We start from the raw sequence: 20,587 nt of genomic DNA, 5'->3' as shown, positions 1-20,587 counted from the left end.
TGGAGACGCCCGGTGAGTTCCCCAGATCCTCAGGTTCGCGCAGCGCGAAACCTGCCCGACCCCTCGACCGAGAGCAATCCCGTGAAGAGCCGTTCCGGGAGCCGTGGCCCCGTCGTCGCCGTCACCGGAGCCGCGCGCGGTGTCGGTGAGCTGCTCACCGCACGCCTCGCGGCATCCGAGGCGATCAAGCAGGTCATCGCCATCGACGAGCGCCGCGGGGAGGTCTCCGAGGCGACCTGGCACATCCTCGACGTCCGGGACCCCGCCATCGCGGAGAAGCTCCGCGGCGCGGATGTCGTGGTGCACCTGGCACTCGACCTCGACCTGGAGACCGACCCCGCCGCCCGCACCGCCTACAACGTGCGCGGCACCCAGACCGTGCTCACGGCCGCCGCCGCCGTGGGCGTCCACCGGGTCGTGCTGTGCACCTCGGCCATGGTCTACGGGGCGCTGCCCGACAACGACCTCCCGCTCGCCGAGGACGCCGAGCTGCGCGCCACGGCGGAGGCCACCGGCGTCGGCGACCTCCTGGAGATCGAACGGCTCGGCCGCCGCGCGCCCCGCGCCCACCCCGGACTCAACGTGACCGTGGTCCGGCCCACCGTCCTGGTCGGCGGTACGGACACCGCGCTGACCCGGTACTTCGAGTCGCCGCGCCTCCTGGTCGTCGCCGGATCACGTCCCGCCTGGCAGTTCTGCCATGTCGAGGACCTGGTCACGGCCCTGGAGTACGCCGCCCTGGAGAAGATCGACGGCGAGTTCGCGGTCGGCTGCGACGGCTGGCTGGAGCAGGAGGAGGTCGAGGAGCTGAGCGGTGTCCGCCGGATGGAGCTGCCCTCCGCGGTGGCCCTGGGCGCCGCGGCCCGGCTGCACCGGATCGGCCTCACCCCGTCCCCGGCCGGAGACCTCGCCTACACGATGCATCCCTGGGTGGTCAGCGTGAGCCGACTCCACGACGTGGGCTGGCGCCCGCGCTGGACCAACGAGGAGGTGCTCGCCGCCCTCCTCGAAGAGGTGGAGGGCCGGCACACCGTCGCCGGACGCCGTCTCGGCCGCAAGGACGCGACAGCGGCGGGTGCCGCCGGCGCGACGGTGGCCCTGCTCGGCACCGCCGCCCTGGTCCGCCGCGCCCGCAGGGCCCGTCGCCGCCTCTGACCGGCCTCCGGCCCGCGCGGACGGCCGCACCCGCGCGACGGGCCGGCACGGCGCGGGCGGGGGCGGTTCTGGCGGCCCGTACGGCTCGCGACGGCCCGCACGAGGTCCGCGAAGGGCCCGGGGCTTGTAGAAGGCTCCAGGAGCGGACACGGCCCACCGGTGGAAAACGCTATTCGTCCCTGTCGGTGCGGTGCGGCACCATGGGCCTCATGGTTCCCATGCACGACCATCCCGGCGAGTGGGCGGCGGCCGACCCGATCCGGCTGCTGGCGATTCGCGACACACCACTGTCGGTCGACGAGATCATCCGGGCCGTCGGGGACGACGCCGCGGGTGGTACGGCGTTCTTCGTCGGCACGGTGCGCAACCACGACGGCGGCCAGGACGTCGACGCCCTCGGATACTCCTGCCATCCGTCGGCGCAGGTCGAACTGCGCCGGGTGGCCGAGAAGGTAGTGGCGGACTTCCCCGTTCGGGCGCTCGCCGCCGTCCACCGGGTGGGGGACCTTCGGGTGGGCGACACCGCGGTCGTGGTCGCGGTCTCCTGCCCCCACCGCGCGGAGGCGTTCGAGGCGTGCCGCAAGCTCATCGACGACCTCAAGCACGAGGTCCCGATCTGGAAACACCAGCGGTTTTCGGACGGTACCGAGGAGTGGGTCGGCGCCTGCTGAACGCAGGCCGTTCGGGTGGTCGTCCGCCCCGATTTGCGTAACCGTCCCCCGGACGTGAGCGTTGGTCCTGCAGACGGATAATCTGCTGATCGGTCGGTTGCGGTCGCTCATGGGGCAGGGAGGTCGTCATGGCAGCACTCGCCTGGCTGTTGATTCCGCTTTTCGCTGCGTTCGGCGCTGGGATATGGGGAAGCTGGGCCACCCGTAATCGCACAGCCGGTGATGTTTCGGAGCTGGCCGGCTATGCGCGGTTCCGCGAGGCGATGGAGAAGTCGGACTCCGGTTCCGACACCGTCTGACAGTTCGCGCACATGTGCAGTCGCCAATCCACAAGGACTGCGAAGCGCCGACGCCCTCCGGGCCCCGTTGGGTCCCGGTTCCCGGCGCCCTCCGGGCCCCGCGGGGGCACCGGTTCCCGGCGCACGGGGATCGGGCCCGACGGCGCACTCACAGACAGTTCCCGTACTGTCGTTCCATGCCACGCCGCACCGCGACGATGCTCGCCTCGACCCTGATCCTCATCGCGCTGCTGTGCGCGGTACTGCTGATCAAGGTGCCTTATTCGGAGATGTCGCCCGGTCCGACCGTGAACACTCTCGGCAAGGCCAAGGGCGAGCCGGTCCTGCAGATCTCCGGGCACAAGACGTATCCCACGTCCGGCAATCTCAACATGACCACGGTCAGGGTCACCGGCGCCGACTACCGGATGAACCTCGTCGGGGCCGTGTACGGCTGGCTGTCGCACGACAGCGTGGTGGTGCCGCACGACACGCTCTACCCCGACGGGAAGACCGAGCAGCAGTCCACCCAGGAGAACGCCGAGGAGTTCAGCCAGTCGCAGGAGAGCGCCAAGGTCGCCGCCCTGAAGGAGCTGAACATCCCGGTGTCGTCGCGGGTCGTGGTCTCCGCGGTCGTCAAGGACAGCCCCGCCCAGGGCAGACTGCACGCGGGCGACGTGATCGAGCAGGTCGACGGAACGCGCGTCGGGCAGCCCGCGGACGTGGCGAAGCTCGTCACCCGGCACAAGCCCGGTGAGGACGTCACCTTCACGATCATCCCGGCAAAGACGGCGCAGGCGGCCGAGAAGGCGGGCAAGGAGCCCGAGGGCAGCCGGAAGATCGTCCTCACCACCGCGAAGGCGCCCGGGGAGGACCGTGCGATCGTCGGTATCCAGGCAGGGGCGGACCACACGTTCCCGTTCAAGATCGACATCAGGCTCGCCGATGTCGGCGGGCCGAGCGCCGGCCTGATGTTCTCGCTGGGCATCATCGACAAACTGACACCCACCGATCTGACCGGCGGCAAATTCATCGCGGGGACCGGCACCATCGACGACGAGGGCAAGGTCGGCCCGATCGGCGGCATCACCATGAAGCTCGTCGGCGCGCGCGACGCGGGCGCCCGCTACTTCCTGACGCCGACCGAGAACTGCAAGGCCGCGGCCTCCGACACCCCGGACGGACTCACCCTGGTCAGGGTGAAGACGATCGACGACGCGAAGAAGTCGCTGGAGAAGATCCGGACGGGGGACACGGCCGGCCTGCCGAGCTGTTCGGCGGGCTGACCGCGCCCCGACCGGCCGGTCACGCCTCGAAGGTCGCCGCCAGCGCGTCGGCCAGGCCGGGCACCAGACCCGCACCGGTCCGCACCTCGTTCGGGGAGTCCTTCTCCCTGAGACGTACGGCACACTCGCGCGAGCCGTCCCGGAGGACGGCAACGGTCATCCGCACCTCCTGGCGCTCCGGGTGCTTCGCGACCCACTTGGCGAGCTGGGCCTCGTCGAGCCCCTCGGGCACGGAGGCCTCGGCGGACGGCGGCAGCATCAGCCGTTCCACCGTCATCGCACAACCGATCACCGCGTCGGGCCAGGCGATCGTGGCGAGGAACTCGTCAAGGGCGGTGCCCGGTGACAGCTCCTCCTGTTCGATGGGGGTGAGCTGGGCGGCCGGGGCGTCGGAGGAGTCCAGTCCGAGCTGGGCGGCCAGGCCGGGCTCCTGGGTACGCAGCCGCTCCGTGTCGACGAGAGCGAAGAGCCGGGCGGGCTGATCCCAGCCGAGGCTGGAGACATATGTGTCGATTTCGAGCACGGCGACCGTGAGAGGGCTCGCGGCCATCGGGGGACTTGAGGGGGAAACGTTGGGCATGGCCAACATCCTGCCTCCTTCCGCCCCGGTATCGGGAACTAGGTAAAGCTTCAGTAAGTTGCATAGATGGGCTCTACGATCGCTGGGCCCGCTTCATACGACCCGCGAACTACGAGGTGCGCACGTTGGCTTTCCAGATGCCGGACCGCGGCGGAGGCCCGACCGGGCCACGGATCAGAGTCGGCCGCCCGTCCCGGCGCGCCCGTACCCTGCTCATGACACTGGGCGTCCTGGCGGTTCTCGCCATGGCGTTCGTCATGTTCGCCGGGTTCTGGACGGACTGGCTCTGGTACCGGTCGGTCTCGTACTCGTCCGTCTTCACCACCACCCTGTGGACCAAGATCGGGCTGTTCCTCGTCTTCGGACTGCTGATGGCGGTCGTCGTCGGCCTGAACATCTGGCTCGCGCACCGGCTCCGGCCGCCGCTGAGCGCGATGTCGCTGGAGCAGCAGAGCCTGGACCGTTACCGCATGAGCCTCGCCCCGTACAAGAAGTGGGTGCTGCTCGCGATCACCGCGCTCGTCGGACTGATCGCCGGAGCCTCCGCCTCCGGGCAGTGGCGCACCTGGCTGATGTACGTCAACGGCGTGGCCTTCGGGCAGAAGGACCCCCAGTTCCATCTGGATGTCTCCTTCTACGCCTTCGACCTGCCCTGGTACCGCTTCCTGCTGGGATTCGGCTTCGCGGCCACGGTCCTCTCGCTGATCGCCGCCGCACTGACCCACTACCTCTACGGCGGGCTGCGCGTCACCAGCCCCGGAGCGCGGGCGACCGGCGCCGCCACCGGCCACCTGTCGGTGCTGCTCGGCGTCTTCGTCTCGCTCAAGGCCGTGGCGTACTGGCTCGACCGGTACGGCCTTGCCGTGAAGTCCAGTGACTTCAAGGCCACGGACAACTGGACGGGCCTCAGGTACGTCGACGCCAACGCCTACCTGCCGGCGAAGACCATCCTGTTCTGCATCGCCGCGATCTGCGCCGTGCTCTTCTTCGCGACGCTCTGGCGGCGCACCTGGCAGCTTCCGGTGATCGGCTTCGGCCTGATGGTGCTCTCGGCGATCCTGATCGGCGGGCTCTACCCGGCGATCGTGCAGAAGTTCCAGGTCCAGCCGAACGAGCAGGCCAAGGAAGCCCCGTTCATCCGGAAGAACATCGAGGCCACGCGCGACGCGTACGACATCAACCGGGCGCAGGTCCAGGACTACTCGGGCAAGAGCACGACGGACGACGACGCGAAACTGCGCGCCAGCGCGGACGACGCCGCCAGCTACCGGGTGATGGACCCCAACGTCGTCTCCCCGGCCTTCCAGCAGCTCCAGCAGAAGAGGAACTACTACCAGTTCCCCAAGACGCTGGACGTGGACCGCTACAAGGACGCCGACGGCAAGGACCAGGACACCGTCATCGGTCTGCGCGAGCTGAACCTCAACGGCATCCCCAAGCGCAACTGGATCAACGACCACTTCACCTACACCCACGGCTACGGCGCCATCGCCGCCCGGGGCACGACGACGGGAAAGAACCCGAAGGGTTCCCCGGACTTCACCGAGTCCGGCCTGCCGACGACGGGTGACCTCGGCTCGTACGAGCAGCGGATCTACTACGGCGAGAAGACCGAGCAGTACTCCATCGTCGGCGGGCCCCAGAAGGAGCTCGACTACGAGGAGGACGGCGAGAAGACCACGAGCTACAAGGGCGACAGCGGGGTCAGTCTCTCCAACACCTTCAACCGCGCCGCGTACGCGGTGGCGTTCAGCGAGCCGCAGATCCTCTACTCGGGAGCCATCGGCGACGGTTCGCGGATCCTCTACAACCGCACGCCCAAGGAGCGCGTCGAGGCGGTCGCCCCGTGGCTGACCATCGACGGCGACGCCTACCCGGCCGTGGTGAACAAGCGGATCCAGTGGGTCGTCGACGCCTACACCACCACCAACGGCTACCCGTACGCCTCGCGGACGACGCTCGGCGACACCACGGCCGACTCGCTGACCACCAACCAGCGCGCGGTGGTCGCCCAGCAGAACCAGGTCAACTACATCCGCAACTCCGTGAAGGCCACCGTCGACGCCTACGACGGCAAGGTCACGCTCTACGAGTGGGACACCAAGGACCCGGTCCTCAAGACCTGGCGCAAGGCCTTCCCCGGAACGGTGCAGCCGCGGTCGGACATCCCGCAGGAGCTCATGGAGCACCTGCGCTACCCGCAGGACCTGTTCAAGGTGCAGCGCGAGCTGCTCACCCGCTACCACGTCACCAACCCCGCCCAGTTCTACAGCGGCAGTGACGCGTGGCAGGTCCCGGACGACCCGACCAACAAGGAGTCCGGCTCCGTCCCGCCGTACTACCTGAGCATAAAAATGCCGGACCAGGCGGCTCAGAAGTTCTCGCTGACCACCACGTTCACCCCGAAGGGGCGTCCCGACCTCGGGGCGTTCATGGCGGTGGACGCGGACGCGGCCAGCAAGGACTACGGCACGATAAGACTGCTCAGAGTCACCAGCACGGTGAAGGGCCCCGGCCAGGTGCAGAGTGAGCTCAACGGCAACGACGACGTCGCCGAGTTCGTGAGGAACCTCAAGGGCACCGACTCCGACATCGAGTACGGCAACCTGCTGACCGTGCCGCTCGAAGGCGGGTTCCTCTACATCGAGCCGGTGTACACCCGCGGTGGCACGCAGAACTACCCGCTGCTGCGCAAGGTCGCCGCCTCGTACGGGTCGAAGACCGTCTTCAAGAACAGCCTCGGCGAGGCGCTCAACGAGGTCTTCGGGGTGACCGGCGCCGAGCCGCCGGAGGAGACCACCCGGCCACCGGGTGAGACCCAGCCGCCGGCCACCGGTGACGCGGCGCTGAAGAAGGCGATCGCCGACGCGCAGAAGGCCTACTCGGAGAGCGAGGCGGCCCTGAAGAAGCCGGACTGGGACGCCTACGGCAAGGCCCAGGCGGCCCTGCAGGACGCGTTGCAGCGTGCGGCGGCGGCCCAGCCCACGTCGGACGGGAAGACCCCGGACGGGAAGACCCCGGACGGGAAGAAGTCGAACGGGGCGAACGGGGCCGATGCACCGAGTGGTTCGGGCGACAAGGCGAAGGAGCCCGAGGGCACGGAAAGCGGCTGAGCGGCCCGGAAGCGGCCGGGCCGCCCGGTGACCGGGCGGCCCGGTAAGGACCCACCCCCGCGTCGTGGTACTGTTTCCACACAACGACGCGGGGTGGAGCAGCTCGGTAGCTCGCTGGGCTCATAACCCAGAGGTCGCAGGTTCAAATCCTGTCCCCGCTACTGAAAGACGAAGGCCCGGATTCTTTCGAGGATCCGGGCCTTCGTCGTGTCGCGACGACTTTCTTGGACAGTCGGTCCGAAGGGCGGTTCGCGGGCCATGAGTTGAGGCCGAACGTGTTTGACTTATCTCTCTGTGGGCATGTCGACAAAACGCTGAAGTGACCTCGCTGGCTGCGATATACCAGCAGTGCGCGGGTTGCGGGTGGTGCGACGATGATATTTATGGGGGACAGGGCAACTCTGTTGGAAACAGGGCGATTTGTTCGGCGCCGCGTTCATCGGCAGGAAAGCGTGGTGAATGCGGCTTTCGGTGTTGCCGCCGCGGAGGACGCGGAGAACAGCGAGATCACTGATACCACTGAGATCACCGGGACTACTGAGACCGTCGAAACGGCTGGGACCACCGAGACGGCTGGGACCACCCGGGCAACGGAGACTGCCGAGACTGCGGGGTGTGCCGCGACCGTCGAGAGCACAGGGACAGCGAACGCGAAGGACGCTGCGGCGTCCGGCACCCCGGACGGTGCAGCGGGCCTCGGGGCTCCGGAGCGTCGGGGTGGTCGCGGGGCCCGGGAGGAGCAGGACCCCGCGGAGACCCCGGAAAGCGACGAGAACGAGGCGCGCCATCGCAGGGCCGCCGACGCCGGCGACACCACGTCGATGAGCATCCTCGGTGCCCTGCTGCTGCGTCGAGGAGATCTGGACGAGGCCGAGTCCTATCTGCGTGCGGCGACCGCCGACGGCGACCGGGCCGCCGCGAACAACCTGGGCGTCCTCCTCCACCGGCGCGGGTACACCGATGACGCCGCAGGCTGGTGGCGCATCGCGGCCGTCGCAGGATCCGCCGCCGCGGCGCACGCCCTCGGCCGCCACTACCGCGAGCGCGGGGACGAACCCGGCGCCGAGTACTGGCTGAGGCAGTCCGCCGAGCAGGGCCACGCACTGGGCGCCTACGCCCTCGCCGAGCTGCTGGAGCACCGCAGCGACGTCGGGGCCGAGCGCTGGCTGCGCGCCGCCGCCGAGCAGGGCCACCGGGAGGCCGCGTACCGTCTCGCGCGGATGCTGGACCGCAACGCCGACGACGACGATCCGCAGGACGCGTTCGGACACCACGCGCCGCGCCACGGCATCGGCCGCCCCACGGCCACGGGCGGCTTCTCGGTACTCAGGGGCGACGGCCCGGTGGCAGGTCCCACGACCGGGCGCGTGGGCGAGGCGGAGCAGTGGTACCGGCAGGCCGCCGCGCGCGGTCACCGGCAGGCCGCGCTGCGCCTCGGCGCCATCCTCGAACAGCGCGGCGAGCCCAAGGAGGCGGGCCGCTGGTACCTCATCTCGGCGAAGGCCGGCGAGCCGCGGGCGGCCTGCGCCCTCGGATTCCTGCTGCGCGACGCGGGGGACGAGGAGAGCGCCGCCGTGTGGTGGCTGCGCGCGGCCCAGGACGGCGACGGGAACGCCGCCAACGCCCTGGGTGCGCTGCACGCCGCCCGCGGCGAGCAGCAGACCGCCGAACGCTGGTACCGGGCCGCCATGGACGCCGGCGATGTCAACGGCGCCTACAACCTGGGGCTGCTCTGCACGGCACAGGACCGCACCCCCCAGGCCGAGCAGTGGTACCGCCGGGCCGCGTACGCGGGTCACCGCGAGGCCGCCAACGCGCTGGCCGTGCTCCTGCTCCAGGCGGGCGACGCGAGCGGAGCCGAACCCTGGTTCTCCAAGGCCGCCGAGTCCGGCAGCGTCGACGCGGCCTTCAACCTCGGCATCCTGTACGCCGGGCGCGACGAGGACCGGATGGCGTTGGTCTGGTACGAGCGCGCCGCGGCGGCGGGCCATACGGAGGCCGCGCTCCAGGTCGGCATGGCCCTGCTGCACCAGGGCGAGGACCAGGAGGCCGAACGGCATCTGCGCTGCGCGGCGGGCGGTGGCAGCGCGGAGGCCGCCTTCCGGCTGGCCGGGGTGCTGGACTCGCGGCAGCCGCGGCCCGGCGCCCCCGCGCTGGGCGAGCCGATGCCGGTGAAGACCGAGTGCGAGGAGTGGTACGAGCGGGCCGCCGAGCAGGGACACCGCCGTGCCCAGGTGCGGGTCGGGATGCTGGCGGCGGCCCGGGGCGACGTGGCGAGCGCGGCCCGCTGGTACCGCGAGGCCGCCGAGGCGGGCAGCCGCAACGGGGCCTTCAACCTCGGGCTGCTGCTCGCGCGGGAGGGGAGCGACCGTGAGGCCGCCCTGTGGTGGACCCGGGCCGCGAACGACGGGCACGGGCGGGCGGCCCTGCGCCTCGCCCTGCTGGCCGCCCGCCGGGGCGAGCTCGCGGAGGGGCAGCGCTGGTGTGCGCGGGCGGTCGAGCTGGGCCCGGCCGAAGTGGCCGAGCGGGCCGCCAGGCTCCGGGAGGCGCTGCACCAGGAACTCACCGCGTGAGACGCACCGCCCGCGGCACGCGGGGCGCCGGACGTGGGCCCGGGCGACAGGCCGGGGTGTCCGCACAGGCGCCCCGGAAGTGATTTGCACAGGTCCGAAGCGGTGACGTAAGGTTGTGAACACAACGACGCGGGGTGGAGCAGCTCGGTAGCTCGCTGGGCTCATAACCCAGAGGTCGCAGGTTCAAATCCTGTCCCCGCTACTGAAGACCGAAGGCCGGATCCTTTCAAGGGTTCGGCCTTCGGTGTTTTCCGGTGCGCGGAAACGCGTCCCTGTGCATGTCTGAGGCCTCGGTGCGCGTGCGCTCCGAGGCCTCAGGCGTTTCGGTCGGGGTCGTTGCCCGGGGTGGTCGTCGTGCCTCAGGCCGTCGCGGCGCAGTTCGGGCAGAGGCCCCGGTAGGTCACCTCGACGCCGGAGACCGTGAAACCGAACCGCTCGTCCTGCGGCAGGTCCGCCAGCGGATTGCCCGCCGGGTGAACATCTCGGATGGTGCCGCAGCGCGCGCAGACGAGGTGGTGGTGGGGGCGATGCGCGTTCGGGTCGTAGCGCTTGGCGCGGCGATCGGTGGACACCTCGATGACCTCACCGAGCGTCACCATCTCACCCAGGGTGTTGTAGACGGTGGCGCGGGAGATCTCCGGCAGCCTTGCCACGGCCCGCGCGTGCACCTCGTCGGCCGTCAGGTGCACATGGTCCCCGTCGAGGACCTCGGCCACGACGCGCCGCTGGGCGGTCATGCGCCAGCCGCGTCCGCGCAGTCGTTCCAACAGGTCACTCATGCGTACAAGCCTAACAGTGAGGGGACCGAGTCCCGAACGGGTGTGACTTTGGATGTTCCCTTGACTTGGACTAAGTCCATTGTAGGATCGGAAACGGCATACGCCAAGGGACAGGCTGTGCAGGACATGACGAATGTGCAGGAACGACGCAGGAGGCGCACGTGACGCAGGGACCGCTCACCACGGAGGCCGGGGCGCCGGTCGCCGACAACCAGAACAGCCAGACCGCAGGGGTCGGCGGTCCGGTGCTGGTGCAGGATCAGTCGTTGCTGGAGAAGCTCGCGCACTTCAACCGTGAGCGGATTCCGGAGCGCATCGTGCACGCCCGGGGCGCCGGCGCGTACGGCACGTTCACGCTGACCCGCGACGTCTCGCAGTGGACGCGCGCGAAGTTCCTGTCCGAGGTCGGCAAGCAGACGGAGACCTTCCTCCGCTTCTCCACCGTGGCGGGCAACCTCGGCGCCGCCGACGCGGTGCGCGACCCCCGCGGCTTCGCGCTGAAGTTCTACACCGAGGAGGGCAACTACGACCTCGTCGGCAACAACACCCCGGTGTTCTTCATCAAGGACGCCATCAAGTTCCCCGACTTCATCCACACCCAGAAGCGCGACCCGTACAGCGGCTCGCAGGAGGCGGACAACGTCTGGGACTTCTGGGGGCTGTCGCCCGAGTCGACGCACCAGGTGACCTGGCTCTTCGGCGACCGCGGCATCCCGGCCTCGTACCGTCACATGAACGGCTACGGTTCGCACACGTACCAGTGGAGCAACGAGGCGGGTGAGGTCTTCTGGGTCAAGTACCACTTCAAGACCGACCAGGGCATCAAGAGCCTCACCCAGGCCGAGGCCAACAAGCTCGCCGGTGAGGACCCCGACAGCCACCAGCGCGACCTGCGCGAGGCCATCGAGCGCGGCGACTTCCCGTCCTGGACGGTGCAGGTCCAGATCATGCCGGCGGCCGAGGCGGCGGCGTACCGTTTCAACCCGTTCGACCTCACCAAGGTGTGGCCGCACGAGGACTACCCGCCGATCGAGATCGGGAAGCTGGAGCTGAACCGCAACCCGGAGAACATCTTCGCCGAGGTCGAGCAGTCGGTCTTCAGCCCCGCGCACTTCGTGCCGGGCATCGGCCCGTCCCCGGACAAGATGCTCCAGGGCCGGCTCTTCGCCTACGGCGACGCCCACCGCTACCGCGTCGGCATCAACGCCGACCACCTGCCGGTGAACCGTCCGCACGCCACCGAGGCCCGCACCAACAGCCGCGACGGCTTCCTGTACGACGGCCGCCACAAGGGCGCGAAGAACTACGAGCCGAACAGCTTCGGCGGACCGGCCCAGACGGACCGGCCGCTGTGGGAGACCACCCCGGTCACCGGTGAGGTCGGCACGCACCCGGCGGCCGTCCACGCCGAGGACGACGACTTCGTGCAGGCCGGGAACCTCTACCGGCTGTTCTCCGAGGACGAGAAGGCCCGGCTGATCGACAACCTGGCGGGGTTCATCGCCAAGGTGTCGCGCGATGACATCGCCGAGCGTGCGATCAACAACTTCCGCCAGGCGGACGGCGACTTCGGCAAGCGTCTGGAGGCCGCGGTCCAGGCCCTGCGCGGCTGACGAGGACGCCTGTCGTCGACGGCGGGCCGGCCCCTTCCCCGAAGTCCGTGGAGAGGGCCGGCCCGCCGGTTGTCGTGGGCGCTCAGCCGACGAGTTCCACGTGGCGGCGGCGCCTGTGGGGCGCCCAGCAGCGCAGGATGTCGCGGACGGAGACGATGCCGACGGGTCCGTGATCGTCCAGGACGATCAGATGGCGGAACCCGCCGTGTGTCATGGCCTCCGCGGCCTCTTCCAGGGTCCAGGTGGGCGCGGCGAAGACCACGTCGGTGGTGGTGTGGGCGGAGGCGGTCTCGACGTCGGGATTTCGGCCCGAGCCGACCGCGTTGAGGATGTCGCGTTCGGTGATGATGCCGAGCCCGCTGGTGTCCTGGTCGAGGACCACCGCGGCTCCGACGTGCCGGACCGACATGAGCCGGGCGGCATCGCGGAGCGTATGGGCGGGCCCGATGGTGAGGACCAGTGTGCTCATGGCGTCACGGACGAGCATGAAGGGAGCCACCTCCTTCGCGAAACGATTGCGTGACTTGATTCACAAGTTCACAAGATGGGTGGGCTCTCAGCGTTGCATCCGTGCGGGGCAGCAGCAAGGGGGGAATGGGGCCGTCCGAGGGGCGCACGGTGGTGCGTGACGCCCCTCGGGGGGCGCGGCCGGGGTCAGGGGCGCGGGTTGAGGTAGCTGAGCAGTTCGTGGTGGAGCAGTCCGTTCGAAGCGGCGGCGTTGCCGCCGCCGGGGCCGGACACGCCGTCCAGGCTGGTGAACCTGCCGCCCGCCTCCTGGACGATGATCGCGTTCGCGGCCATGTCCCAGAGCGAGAGTTCGGGCTCCGCGCAGATGTCCACCGAGCCCTCGGCGACCATCATGTACGGCCAGAAGTCCCCGTAACCGCGGGTGCGCCAGCAGGCCCTGGTCAGGTCCAGGAATCCGTCCAGCCGGCCCTGCTCCTCCCAGCCGCTCAGCGAGGCGTAGGCGAACGAGGAGTCCGCGAGCCGTTCGACCTTCGACACCTGGATGCGGGTCGCGGAGGTGAGGGAGCGGCCGGTGAACGCCCCGGCACCCTTAGCCGCCCACCAGCGCCGGTTCAGCGCGGGCGCCGAGACCACGCCGACCACCGGCTGGAAGCCGTCCTCCCCGGCCTCCATCAGCGAGATCAGCGTCGCCCAGACGGGCACACCGCGGACGTAGTTCTTGGTGCCGTCGATCGGGTCGACGACCCAGCGCCGGGGGCCGGTCCCCTCGATCCCGAACTCCTCGCCCAGGATCGCGTCGCGCGGGCGGGCCCGATGCAGGTGGCCGCGGATCAGTTCCTCGGCGGCCTTGTCGGCCTCGCTCACCGGCGTCATGTCCGGTTTGGTCTCGACCTTGAGGTCCAGGGCCTTGAACCGGTCCATGGTCGCCGCGTCGGCGGCGTCCGCCAGTACATGGGCAAGGCGCAGATCATCGTGGTAATCGGGCATGTCGTCACAGTATCGACCGCAGGTGAACGGATCCACACGTCCTCGTGGCCGTGCGGCAGGCCCGGCGGGGTGCGGCGCCAGGTCAGTGGGACGAGCCGGAGAGCTGGAGTCCGATCACCCCGACGATCACGAAGGAGATCGAGACCAGCTTGAGCGTGGAGACCACGTCGTTGAGGAAGACCATGCCGTAGATCGCGGTGCCCGCGGCCCCGATGCCGGTCCACACGGCGTAGGCGGGCCCCACGTCGAGCTTCTTCAGCGAGAGCGTCAGCAGACCGAAGCTGCCGAGTGCGAAGGCACAGAACGCGATGGTCGGCCAGAGCCGGGTGAAGCCGTGCGACAGCTTCAGACAGACGGCGAAGCCGGTCTCCAGAAGCCCTGCGACCACGACCAGCAGCCACGCCATCGTCAGTGCCTTCCCACGTCGGTGACCGCCTTGCCACGGTGAGTGTGATTATGCACTTACCGGCTCCGACCGGTCGCAAACGCGCCCCGACCGGTCACCTTCGCGTCGCTTCCGGATCGGTCGTCTTCGCATTGCTTCTTGATCGGTCGTCTTCGCATGGACCCGGGCCGGTCGTCCAGGCTCTCAGTCGCCCTCGCGTCGCTCCCGGGTGGACAGCAGCCGCCGCAGCGAGTCCAGCCGCGCCGGGTCCGCGTGCCCCCCCGCCACCCAGGCGTCCAGGGCGCATTCCGGCTGACCGCTCTCGTGGGTGCAGCCGCGCGGGCAGTCCTCGGCGGCGGGCTCCAGGTCCGGGAACGCGTGGATCACCCGGGACGGGTCGATGTGGTGGAGCCCGAAGGAACGCACGCCCGGAGTGTCGATCACCCAGCCCCGGTAGTCGGGCAGCGGCAGCGCCAGCGCCGAGGTGGTGGTGTGCCGGCCGCGGCCGGTGACCGCGTTGACGACCCCCGTCGTGCGCCGCCGGTCCTTCGGCACGAGCGCGTTGACCAGCGTCGTCTTCCCGACGCCGGAGTGCCCGACGAAGGCCGTGACCCGGTCGCGCAACTGCTCGCGGACCCGCTCGGCGGCGTCGCCGTTCTCCAGCTCCTCGCGACTGGTCACCACGAACGGGACGCCCAGCGGCGTGTACGCCTCCAGCAGCTTGTCCGGGGAGGCGAGGTCCGACTTGGTGAGGACCAGCAGCGGGGACAGCCCGCCGTCGTACGCGGCGACCAGACAGCGGTCGATCATCCGGGGGCGGGGCTCCGGATCGGCCAGCGCGGTGACGATCGCCAACTGGTCGGCGTTGGCGACGACGACCCGCTCGTACGGATCGTCGTCGTCCGCGGTCCGGCGCAGCACCGAGCGGCGCTCACCGATCCGGACGATCCGGGCGAGGGTGTCCTTGTCGCCGGAAAGGTCGCCGACCAGGGAGACCGTGTCACCCACCACGGCGGCCTTCCGGCCCAGCTCACGGGCCTTCATCGCCATGACCGTACGGTCCTCGACGAGGCAGGTGAGGCGGCCCCGGTCCACGGTGAGGACCATGCCGTCCTCGGCGTCCTCGTGCTTGGGACGGATGTGGGTGCGGGGCCGGTTGCCCTTGCGGTTGGGGCGGACCCGGACGTCGTCCTCGTCGGGGTTCTTGCCGTAACGGCGCATCTCTCAGGCCCCGAGCATTCCGGTCCACATCTGCGGGAAGTCCGGCAGGGTCTTGGCGGTCGTCGCCACGTTCTCGATCTCCACTCCGGGGACGGCGAGTCCGATGACCGCCCCGGCCGTCGCCATCCGGTGGTCGTCATAGGTGTGGAAGACGCCCCCGCGCAGCGGGCGCGGCCGGATGTGGAGGCCGTCGACGGTCTCGGTGACGTCGCCGCCGAGCTCGTTGATCTCCTTGGTGAGCGCGGCCAGCCGGTCCGTCTCGTGCAGTCGCAGGTGGGCGACACCGCTCAGCGTGGACGGGCCGTCGGCAAGGGCCGCGACCGCCGCGATGCCCGGGGTGAGCTCCCCGACCTCGCCGAGGTCGACCTCGATGCCGTGGATACGACCCGAACCGGTGAACGTGAGGCCGTGTTCGGTCAGCTCGCAGCTACCGCCCATGGCGGTGAAGATCTCGCGCAGCGCGTCGCCCGGCTGGGTGGTGTGCTCGGGCCAGTCGGGGATGGTGACCCGGCCGCCGGTGACCAGCGCGGCGGCCAGGAACGGCTGCGCGTTGGAGAGATCGGGCTCGATGGTCAGGTCGCGGCCGAGGAGCGCCGAGTGGGAGACCCGCCAGACGTTCGGCTCGCCGCCCGTCTCCGGCTCGTCGACCTGGGCGCCTACGGCCCGCAGCATGTCGACGGTCATGCGGATGTGCGGCATCGAGGGGAGCCGGGTGCCGGTGTGGCGGACCTCCACCCCCTGGTTGAAGTGCGGAGCCGACAGCAGCAGCGCCGAGACGAACTGCGAGGACGAGGAGGCGTCGATCTCCACCGCCCCGCCGTCCAGCGCGCCGCCGCCGTACACGGTCATCGGCAGCGCGCCGCGCTTGTCGTCGTCGATCCGGGCGCCGAGCACCCGCAGCGCGTCGATCACACCGTTCAGCGGACGCTCGTACGACCGCGGATCGCCGTCGAAGCGGATCGGGCCGTCGGCGAGGGCAGCGACCGGGGGCAGGAAGCGCATGACCGTACCGGCGTTGCCGACGTCGATCGTGGCCGGGCCGTGCAGCCCGGCCGGGATGACCCGCCACGCCTCGCCGGAGACGTCCGGCGCACCGGCGACGGCCGAACTGGACGACACCGTCTCCTCGATGCCGACGCCCATCGCGCGCAGCGCCTCGGCCATCAGCAGGGTGTCGCGGGAGCGCAGCGGGCGGCGCAGCCAGCCCGGCTCGGCGGCGAGGGAGGCAAGGACGAGCGCGCGGTTGGTGACCGATTTCGAACCGGGCACGGTGACGGTCGCGTCGACGGCTCCGCTCGCGTGCGGAGCGGGCCAGAGGGCGGGGTGCACGGGGGTTTCGGTCATGAACCTCACTTTAGTGGTTCACCGCGAACCGGAATCTCGATCAAATGAGCCGAAACCCGTGCTTAATCAATCTGTGGTAGACACCGGTGACCCTTCTGCACGCCACCGGGCGTCCTGCGGTCTCACATGCCGAGCAGCCAGCGACCGCCGCCGATCAGCGAACAGAGCGACACCGCGTGGAAGAGGAACAGCCAGAGCACGGCCGGCACGTTCGTCAGCCGCGACAACTGGTCCGCGTCCGAATCGGGCGCGCCCCCGTGCCGCCGCTTCGACTGGAGCTCGAAGACCGGCCGCACCCCGCCGAACAGCAGCAACCAGATCACCGTGTACGCGAACAGCGACTGCACGGCGGGCGAGGCCAGCCAGGACACCAGCAGGAACGCCGACCCGGTGAGGATCACGGCCAGTGCCCCGTACACGTTGCGGATCATCACCAGCATCGCCGCGAGCAACGCGGTGGCCAGCCACAGCAGCAGCGTGATCCTGCCGTCGACGAGCAGCCACGCGCCGCCGAGCCCCAGCAGCGACGGGGCGGTGTAGCCGGCCGCCGCGGTGAGGATCATGCCGATACCGGTCGGCTTGCCCCGGCTGACCGTCAGCCCGCTGGTGTCCGAGTGCAGCCGGATTCCCGACAGCCGCCGTCCGGTGAGCAGCGCCACCAGTCCGTGCCCGCCCTCGTGCGCGATGGTGACCGCGTTGCGGCTCAGCCGCCATATCGGGTTCGGCACGACGGCGATCATGGCGAGCGTGCCGGTCACCACCACCAGCCACTGCTCGGGTGCCGGCTGGGTGCCGAAGACGCGGTCCCACAGGTTTCCCAGATCGGTGCTGTCCATGGTGCGGGCGGCTCCTCGTGGTAGCGGCTTGCGATATCGGCGTCCGGTCACCCGGGCGGTCGTGGCAGTCTGGCACTCATGTGCGGACGGTTTGCAGCGAGTCGGCGGCCCGAGGACCTGACCGGGCTCTTCCAGGTGGAGAAGTGGGAACCGGCGGAGACGCTGGCGCCCGACTGGAACGTGGCACCGACCAAGGAGGTCCACGCGATAGTGGAGCGTCCTCTGAAAGACGCAGAGGACCGGCGTCCGGTTCGCCAGATGCGCGCCCTGAAATGGGGACTCGTGCCGTCCTGGGCGAAGTCCCCCGAGGGCGCCGCGCGCATGATCAACGCCCGGGCGGAGACCGTCCACGAGAAGCCGTCCTTCCGCCGTCCGTTCGTCTCCCGGCGCTGCATCCTGCCCGCCGACGGCTACTACGAGTGGGTCACCGGCGCGGAGGAACGGCAGCTGGAGGAACAGGGGAGGAGGAAGCGCCCGCGCAAGCAGCCCTACTTCGTGACGCCTGCCGACGGTTCGGTCTTCGCGATGGCCGGACTGTACGAGTTCTGGCGCGACCGGACGCTGCCGGACGACCACCCGACGGCCTGGTGGGCGACCTGCACGGTGATCACCACCGAGGCGGAGACCACCCCGCTCGCCGTCGCCCCCGCCGAGGGCCCGGCCACGCTCGCCGACATCCACCCCCGGATGCCGCTGATGCTCACCCCGGACCGGTGGGACGCCTGGCTCGACCCCTCGTGCACCGACGTCGCGGAACTGCGGGCGCTGCTCGCGCCGCCGCCGAGCGGTCTGATGCGCGCCTACCCGGTGACCACCGCCGTCAGCAACGTCCGCAACAACGGTCCCGAGCTGCTGGCGGAACTTGCCGCGCCGGAGGCCGGCACGCTCTTCTGACGCGCGGGCGGGCAGGATGGGAACCGTGACTGCCACGGAGACGGAACGCAGGGTCGAGACGGTGGACACCGGGGCCGGGCCCGCCCGGATCACCTGGGTGCCCGCGGAGCGCGAGGGAAGTACGGGAAGCGCCGCCGGCACCGGCGGCGCCCGGCTGGTGCTCGCCGTCGGCCACGGTGCGGGCGGCGGCATCGACAGCCGTGATCTGCGGGCCCTGGCCGCCGCGCTGCCCGCGCACGGGGTGACCGTCGCCCTGGTGGAGCAGCCGTGGCGCGTCGCCGGCAAGAAGGTCGCGCCCGCCCCGAAGACGCTGGACACCGGATGGCGGGGCGTGTGGCCCGCGCTCGCCGCCCCCGGACTCCCCGTCGTCGCTGGCGGGCGCAGTGCCGGGGCCCGGGTGGCCTGCCGGACGGCAACGGAGCTCGGTGCCCGCGCCGTTCTCGCGCTCAGCTTCCCGCTGCACCCTCCGGGCAGGCCGGAGAAGTCCCGCGCGGAGGAACTCCTCGCGACCGGCGTGTCCACGCTCGTCGTCCAGGGCGGGAACGACCCGTTCGGACGGCCCGCGGAGTTTCCGCCGGGGGAGTACGCACTCACCGAGGTGCCGTACGGGGACCACGGGTTCGCCGTACCGAAGAAGTCCGGTTCGACCGAGGAGCGGGCGATGGGGATCGTGACCGACGCCGTGACCGCCTGGCTGTCCGCCCTGCTGTGAGCCGCGCCCTCCCCGAGCCGTCCGCCCCGGTGCGGGCCGGACGCGCCGCCGGGGCGGGCGCCTCCCGGGGGAATGTTGCGCCGGGGGCCGCTGTTGTCGGTGACATCGGTACATCACGTCGTATGTGGAGAGGGAGTCCGTCGCATGGGTTCGACCATCTGCCCGCGTCGCTCGAACACCGCTGACCTGGAGTGGACGGTCCTGCATGCGGCCACGACCGCTTCCGGGCACGCTCCGGGCGCGCCGGAACGACAGCCCGTCTCCGGGCAAGGTCGACTATTCTCCGATTCGAGCGGGTCCGGTTTCGGTTCCGCCACAGCGTTGGAGGAGGTGGGTCCGGTCACCGGTACCGGCACAGGGACCGACGACGGCCGCGCGCAGGAGACGGCCGCCGAGCGCAACGCGCGCTTCGAGCGGGACGCCCTCGGTTACCTCGACCAGATGTACTCGGCGGCGCTGCGCATGACGCGCAACCCCGCGGACGCCGAGGACCTGGTCCAGGAGACGTACGCCAAGGCGTACGGCTCCTTCCACCAGTTCCGTGAGGGCACCAACCTCAAGGCGTGGATGTACCGCATCCTCACCAACACGTTCATCAACTCGTACCGCAAGAAGCAGCGCGAACCCCAGCGCAGCGCCGCCGAGGAGATCGAGGACTGGCAGCTGGCGCGCGCCGAGTCGCACATGTCGACGGGTCTGCGTTCGGCCGAGTCCCAGGCGCTGGACCACCTTCCGGACTCCGACGTGAAGGCCGCACTGCAGGCGATTCCCGAAGAGTTCCGCATCGCCGTGTATCTCGCCGATGTGGAGGGCTTTGCCTACAAGGAGATCGCGGACATCATGGGGACTCCCATCGGTACGGTGATGTCCCGACTGCACCGGGGCCGCCGCCAGTTGCGCGGCATGCTGGAGGACTACGCCCGCGAGCGCGGGCTCGTCCCGGCCGGTGCCGGAGAGTCGGACGATCGGAAAGGCTCGGGCTCATGAGCTGCGGAGAGCCGCACGAGACGGACTGCTCGGAGGTCCTCGACCACCTCTACGAGTTCCTCGACCACGAGATGCCCGACAGCGACTGCACCAAGTTCGAGACGCACTTCGAGGAGTGCTCCCCGTGCCTGGAGAAGTACGGCCTGGAGCAGGCCGTGAAGAAGCTGGTGAAGCGCTGCTGCGGCCAGGACGACGTACCGAGCGACCTGCGGTCCAAGGTGATGGGACGAATCGACCTGATTCGCTCGGGGCACGCGGTTCCGGAACAGGACCTGACGGCGCCCGAACCGGACCGGCCGACCGCCGCCAAGGAATGACGGCCGCTGTCGAGTACTGACGACCGCCGTCAGGCGAATGGCGGCGGTGTCGGACGACGGCCGCCGTCCCGGGGATGACGCCCGCCCCCTAGGGCCGCGGTGCGTGACGCCCGCCCCCTCGCGAACGCGCATCCCACCGCGCCACCACCGGGGCCCTCGTGCGGCCCGCCGATGTCAAGGACACGGACGCCCGCGGCCACGGCGAGCGGGTGGGTCACGCCTCCTCCGCGCCCCTCGCCCGCGGACCGGGCACGGACCCGCGGACCGGGCGTGGAACGGAGCCGGCCGGACGCACTCCCGTCCGCCGGTGTTCCGCACGACAGCGGTGAACTTTTCTTCGCCGGGGCCGTCGACGCATACGACGGCCTGTCCGGGGAAGGGCTCATCC

Annotated in this window: 19 protein-coding genes and 2 tRNA genes; 13 read left to right on the top strand and 8 right to left on the bottom strand. The window is 70.4% G+C overall.

What is annotated here, in order from left to right:
* The first annotated feature begins 12 nt into the window (after positions 1-12).
* From ACF1CT_RS02615 to ACF1CT_RS02600, 4 genes are all read left to right on the top strand, one after another.
* Positions 13-1,155, top strand: a complete 1,143-nt coding sequence (locus tag ACF1CT_RS02615) for an SDR family oxidoreductase (protein WP_391781899.1) — start codon at positions 13-15, stop codon at positions 1,153-1,155.
* 209 nt (positions 1,156-1,364) lie between these two features.
* Positions 1,365-1,826 (top strand): molybdenum cofactor biosynthesis protein MoaE, encoded by a 462-nt coding sequence (locus ACF1CT_RS02610; RefSeq protein WP_391781898.1) that lies wholly within the window; start codon positions 1,365-1,367, stop codon positions 1,824-1,826.
* A gap of 128 nt (positions 1,827-1,954) precedes the next feature.
* Positions 1,955-2,125, top strand: coding sequence for a hypothetical protein (locus ACF1CT_RS02605; protein ID WP_391781897.1), 171 nt, complete (start codon positions 1,955-1,957; stop codon positions 2,123-2,125).
* Between the two features lie 176 nt (positions 2,126-2,301).
* Positions 2,302-3,390, top strand: a complete 1,089-nt coding sequence (locus tag ACF1CT_RS02600; protein ID WP_391781896.1) for a PDZ domain-containing protein — start codon at positions 2,302-2,304, stop codon at positions 3,388-3,390.
* A gap of 19 nt (positions 3,391-3,409) precedes the next feature.
* On the opposite strand, the gene ACF1CT_RS02595 is transcribed toward ACF1CT_RS02600, so the two are convergent.
* On the bottom strand, positions 3,410-3,979 hold the full coding sequence (locus ACF1CT_RS02595; RefSeq protein WP_391781895.1) for a PPA1309 family protein: 570 nt from the start codon (positions 3,977-3,979) through the stop codon (positions 3,410-3,412).
* A 128-nt stretch (positions 3,980-4,107) separates the two neighbouring features.
* Here ACF1CT_RS02595 and ACF1CT_RS02590 point away from each other — a divergent pair, with 128 nt between their 5' ends.
* The 4 genes from ACF1CT_RS02590 to ACF1CT_RS02575 all read left to right on the top strand — a co-directional run bounded on the left by ACF1CT_RS02590 (position 4,108) and on the right by ACF1CT_RS02575 (position 9,858).
* Entirely contained in the window at positions 4,108-7,083 is a 2,976-nt protein-coding gene (locus ACF1CT_RS02590; protein WP_391782170.1) for a UPF0182 family protein, read from the top strand.
* An 87-nt stretch (positions 7,084-7,170) separates the two neighbouring features.
* Positions 7,171-7,244 (top strand) — tRNA-Met (locus tag ACF1CT_RS02585).
* A 213-nt stretch (positions 7,245-7,457) separates the two neighbouring features.
* Positions 7,458-9,656, top strand: a complete 2,199-nt coding sequence (locus tag ACF1CT_RS02580) for a tetratricopeptide repeat protein (RefSeq protein WP_391781894.1) — start codon at positions 7,458-7,460, stop codon at positions 9,654-9,656.
* Between the two features lie 128 nt (positions 9,657-9,784).
* Positions 9,785-9,858 (top strand) — tRNA-Met (locus tag ACF1CT_RS02575).
* Positions 9,859-10,015: 157 nt separating this feature from the next.
* Here ACF1CT_RS02575 and ACF1CT_RS02570 read toward each other — a convergent pair.
* Positions 10,016-10,435, bottom strand: a complete 420-nt coding sequence (locus tag ACF1CT_RS02570; RefSeq protein ID WP_391781893.1) for a Fur family transcriptional regulator — start codon at positions 10,433-10,435, stop codon at positions 10,016-10,018.
* 161 nt (positions 10,436-10,596) lie between these two features.
* On the opposite strand from ACF1CT_RS02570, the gene ACF1CT_RS02565 reads away from it, so the two are divergent.
* Positions 10,597-12,048 (top strand): catalase, encoded by a 1,452-nt coding sequence (locus ACF1CT_RS02565; RefSeq protein ID WP_391781892.1) that lies wholly within the window; start codon positions 10,597-10,599, stop codon positions 12,046-12,048.
* A gap of 82 nt (positions 12,049-12,130) precedes the next feature.
* Here ACF1CT_RS02565 and ACF1CT_RS02560 read toward each other — a convergent pair whose 3' ends face one another.
* From ACF1CT_RS02560 to ACF1CT_RS02535, 6 genes are all read right to left on the bottom strand, one after another.
* Positions 12,131-12,535: a cyclic nucleotide-binding/CBS domain-containing protein gene (locus ACF1CT_RS02560; protein ID WP_391781891.1), complete on the bottom strand. Its 405-nt coding sequence runs from the start codon at positions 12,533-12,535 to the stop codon at positions 12,131-12,133.
* A gap of 167 nt (positions 12,536-12,702) precedes the next feature.
* Entirely contained in the window at positions 12,703-13,503 is an 801-nt protein-coding gene (gene hisN, locus ACF1CT_RS02555) for a histidinol-phosphatase (RefSeq protein ID WP_391781890.1), read from the bottom strand.
* 82 nt (positions 13,504-13,585) lie between these two features.
* Positions 13,586-13,909, bottom strand: coding sequence for a DMT family transporter (locus ACF1CT_RS02550; RefSeq protein ID WP_391781889.1), 324 nt, complete (start codon positions 13,907-13,909; stop codon positions 13,586-13,588).
* Positions 13,910-14,092: 183 nt separating this feature from the next.
* On the bottom strand, positions 14,093-15,109 hold the full coding sequence (rsgA, locus tag ACF1CT_RS02545) for a ribosome small subunit-dependent GTPase A (RefSeq protein ID WP_391781888.1): 1,017 nt from the start codon (positions 15,107-15,109) through the stop codon (positions 14,093-14,095).
* A 3-nt stretch (positions 15,110-15,112) separates the two neighbouring features.
* Positions 15,113-16,453, bottom strand: coding sequence for a 3-phosphoshikimate 1-carboxyvinyltransferase (gene aroA / locus ACF1CT_RS02540; RefSeq protein ID WP_391781887.1), 1,341 nt, complete (start codon positions 16,451-16,453; stop codon positions 15,113-15,115).
* Positions 16,454-16,575: 122 nt separating this feature from the next.
* Positions 16,576-17,289 carry a M50 family metallopeptidase gene (locus ACF1CT_RS02535; RefSeq protein WP_391781886.1) on the bottom strand — a complete coding sequence of 238 codons (714 nt, stop codon included), beginning with the start codon at positions 17,287-17,289 and terminating at the stop codon, positions 16,576-16,578.
* Positions 17,290-17,367: 78 nt separating this feature from the next.
* On the opposite strand from ACF1CT_RS02535, the gene ACF1CT_RS02530 reads away from it, so the two are divergent.
* From ACF1CT_RS02530 to rsrA, 4 genes are all read left to right on the top strand, one after another.
* Entirely contained in the window at positions 17,368-18,183 is an 816-nt protein-coding gene (locus tag ACF1CT_RS02530; protein WP_391781885.1) for an SOS response-associated peptidase, read from the top strand.
* Between the two features lie 25 nt (positions 18,184-18,208).
* Complete coding sequence (locus ACF1CT_RS02525; protein WP_391781884.1) at positions 18,209-18,895, top strand: alpha/beta family hydrolase; 687 nt, start codon at positions 18,209-18,211, stop codon at positions 18,893-18,895.
* Positions 18,896-19,225: 330 nt separating this feature from the next.
* Positions 19,226-19,882, top strand: a complete 657-nt coding sequence (locus ACF1CT_RS02520) for a sigma-70 family RNA polymerase sigma factor (protein ID WP_376234883.1) — start codon at positions 19,226-19,228, stop codon at positions 19,880-19,882.
* A complete protein-coding gene (gene rsrA, locus ACF1CT_RS02515; RefSeq protein WP_391781883.1) occupies positions 19,879-20,199 on the top strand; it encodes a mycothiol system anti-sigma-R factor in 321 nt (106 codons plus the stop codon). The genes ACF1CT_RS02520 and rsrA overlap by 4 nt, the downstream gene beginning before the upstream one ends.
* The last annotated feature ends 388 nt before the right edge of the window (positions 20,200-20,587 follow it).

It is taken from the genome of Streptomyces sp. NPDC014734 (assembly GCF_043083325.1).
GTDB lineage: Bacteria > Actinomycetota > Actinomycetes > Streptomycetales > Streptomycetaceae > Streptomyces.
This window is presented reverse-complemented; position numbering and strand designations above follow the sequence as displayed.